Origin of the sequence: Parvibaculum sp., from assembly GCF_035511255.1 — a bacterium.
GTDB lineage: Bacteria > Pseudomonadota > Alphaproteobacteria > Parvibaculales > Parvibaculaceae > Parvibaculum.
On sequence record NZ_DATKFR010000498.1, the window covers coordinates 1 to 2,652 of the forward strand.

Sequence of the window (2,652 nt, forward strand, 5' to 3'; positions counted from 1 at the left end):
TGCCGATGCGGCGCGCTACATGCTGCTGCATCGCTTCGGTGGAGTTTACGCGGATATCGACACTGAGTGTCTGGCGCCGCTGGATCGCCTCGCGGACGAGACGCGCGTCGTCCTCAGCCATGAGCCTTCGACGCATTGGCAACCGTTCGCGCGTCAACGCGGCATGCCGTATATGGTCTTCAACGGGATCATGGCGAGTCCCGCCGGTCATCCTTTCTGGCTGCACGTCATCAGCCTGATGAAGAAGAATAGGGGTGCCCGCAACATTCTCGATGTGACCGGCCCTTGTCTTCTCACCGCCGCGCAGCTTTCATTCCCGGATCGCGCGGGAATTCACCTCGCGCCATCGACGCTTTTCAACGGCGTGGACCGGTCCGGCAATGAGCCGGATCTGGAGCAGGGAGGCGAACGTCTGGCGCGCCATTACTGGGCAGGTACGTGGCTGAAGAAGTCGCGCAACCGGCGGATCGTAAGCGGCCTGGGCCGGGAGTTTCATCGCCTTCGCGCCAATCTCACGCGTGGCCCTCGCCTCGATCCGGTCCGCGCAAGAGCGGCGGTCGATCGGTCGGCGATCCGGTCCGCGCCTTCGGCAGGCGACAATCTCGCCATCATGGTTCCGCTTCGCGATGCCGCAGACCATCTCGAAGCCTCTCTTGCGCAGATCGCCCGTCTCGATGTTCCGGCGACGAAGATCAAGCTCGTCTTCTGCGAAGGCGACAGCGTGGACGATAGCTGGGACAGGCTCAATGCGCTCGTCGCGCCGATCCGGAGCCGATACCGCGACGTGATCCTGCTGCGCAAGCAGGTCGGCGGGCGCTTCGTCCATGCGGCGCGATGGAAGGATGCCGTTCAGCGACGGCGTCGCGGCGGGATTGCGCAGGTGCGCAACCACATGATCGACCATGGCATCGACGGCGCCGACGACTGGGCGCTGTGGATCGATGTCGACGTATGGAAATATCCCGCCGATATTTTCGCCCGTCTCCGGGCCACGGGCGCGCGGATCGCCGTTCCGCATTGTGTGAGGCAGGCCGGCGGTCCCTGCTTCGATCAGAACAGCTTCATCACGGTCAATGCCGATCGCGACAAGGGCTATTACCGCGACATGCGGCACGGGCTTTATATGCCCCGCATGTCCCGCGGGCGGCGGCTCTATCTCGACGACTTGCGTCATAGCGAAGAGGTGCCGCTCGATTCCGTCGGCGGAACGATGCTGCTCGTCGATGCCGCGCTTCATCGTGGCGGTCTGCGGTTTCCAGAAATCCCCTACGAGGATTTGATCGAGACTGAAGGCTTCGGACGGCTCGCGACCGATCTCGGCATTCCCATTATGGGCTTGCCGAATGTCGAGGTGCTGCACGTTCCCTGGTGAATATCCCTTCCCGGATCGATCACTCCGACGCTTTCGGCTCGATCTTGCGCGATGCGTCGATGAAGTAACCTGGCTTGTCGGTGGTCCAGACTTCGCCCCAGAGATGCCCGCCGCCGGTGATCTCCAGCGTTTCGCCAGTGACGAACTGGCCCGACGGCGCGCTCAGATAGATGCAGGCCTGCGCCACGTCCCAGGGGGTGCCGACTTTTCGCAAGGGGTTTGTGTTCGGATAGCGCTCGCGCACGTCCGGCGCGTAGGTTGCCCAGCCTTCCGAGCGGATCGCCCCCGGCGCGATGCAGTTGATGCGGATGCCGAGCGGCGCCCATTCGACCGCGACGGCCTCGCTGAAGGCGATGACGCCTGCCCGCGCCGCGACGCTGTGGGCGACATGGTGGAGGCCGCGTCCGGAGACGACGATGTTGACGATGTTGCCGCCCGCGCCCTTGTCGCGCCAGAGACGCGCCATCGACTGCATCATGTGGAAGGTGCCGTCGAGATTGGTTTCGATGACGGCTCGCCAGCCCTTCAGCGAATAGTCGATGGCGGCTTGCGGAAACTGGCCGCCTGCACTGTTGACCAACGTGTCGATGCGGCCTTCGCGCGCCATGATGCGTGTGAGCGCGCCGTCGACCGAGTCTCGGTCGCGAATATCGAGCATGGCATAGTCGGCGGAAAACCCATGCGCTGTCAGGCCGTCGCGCATGGCGACCAGCTTTTCCTCCTTGCGGCCGGTGACGACGACTTTCGCGCCGAGCCGCGCCGCGAGCCAGGCCGTCGCGCGGCCAATGCCACTACCGCCGCCGGAGACGACGAAGACCTGGCCTTTCAGGAGGTCCGGCGCATAGACGGCGGGGAGGGTGGCGAGCTCGTCGTCTGAATAGCGGAAGCTCTCGCTCATCTCTTCAGGATCTCGCCCGCGATGATGAGTTTTCTCACCTCCGTCGTGCCGGCGCCGATTTCGAGGAGCTTGGTCGCGCGGAAGAGACGGTTGACTTCCGACTCCCAGATATAGCCCGAGCCGCCGTGAATCTGCACCGCCTCGTCGAGGACGCGGTTCATCGTATCGGCGGCGTACATGACCGAGGCGGCCGTCAGCGCATGGATTTCACCGCGCCCGCCGCCGCCGACCTCGATGTCGTTCGCGGCGTTGAGGACACGGTAGTTGAAAGTGCGCATCGTCTCGACCCAGACATACATCTGCGCGAGCTTCGACTGGATCATCTGGAATTCGGCGATGGGCTTCCTGAACTGCTGGCGCGTGCGGGCGTAGTCGATCGAGA

Annotated in this window: 3 protein-coding genes; 1 reads left to right on the plus strand and 2 read right to left on the minus strand. The window is 64.1% G+C overall.

The features are described 5' to 3' along the window. A partial coding sequence (locus tag VMR03_RS18505; RefSeq protein ID WP_325407873.1) for a glycosyltransferase occupies window positions 1-1,372 on the plus strand: 1,372 nt, incomplete at its 5' end. A 19-nt stretch (window positions 1,373-1,391) separates the two neighbouring features. Here the strand turns inward: VMR03_RS18505 and VMR03_RS18510 are convergent. After that, a complete protein-coding gene (locus VMR03_RS18510; RefSeq protein ID WP_325407875.1) occupies window positions 1,392-2,270 on the minus strand; it encodes an SDR family NAD(P)-dependent oxidoreductase in 879 nt (292 codons plus the stop codon). Then, on the minus strand, window positions 2,267-2,652 hold a 386-nt coding region (locus VMR03_RS18515), incomplete at its 5' end, for an acyl-CoA dehydrogenase family protein (RefSeq protein ID WP_325407877.1). The genes VMR03_RS18510 and VMR03_RS18515, both read right to left, overlap by 4 nt.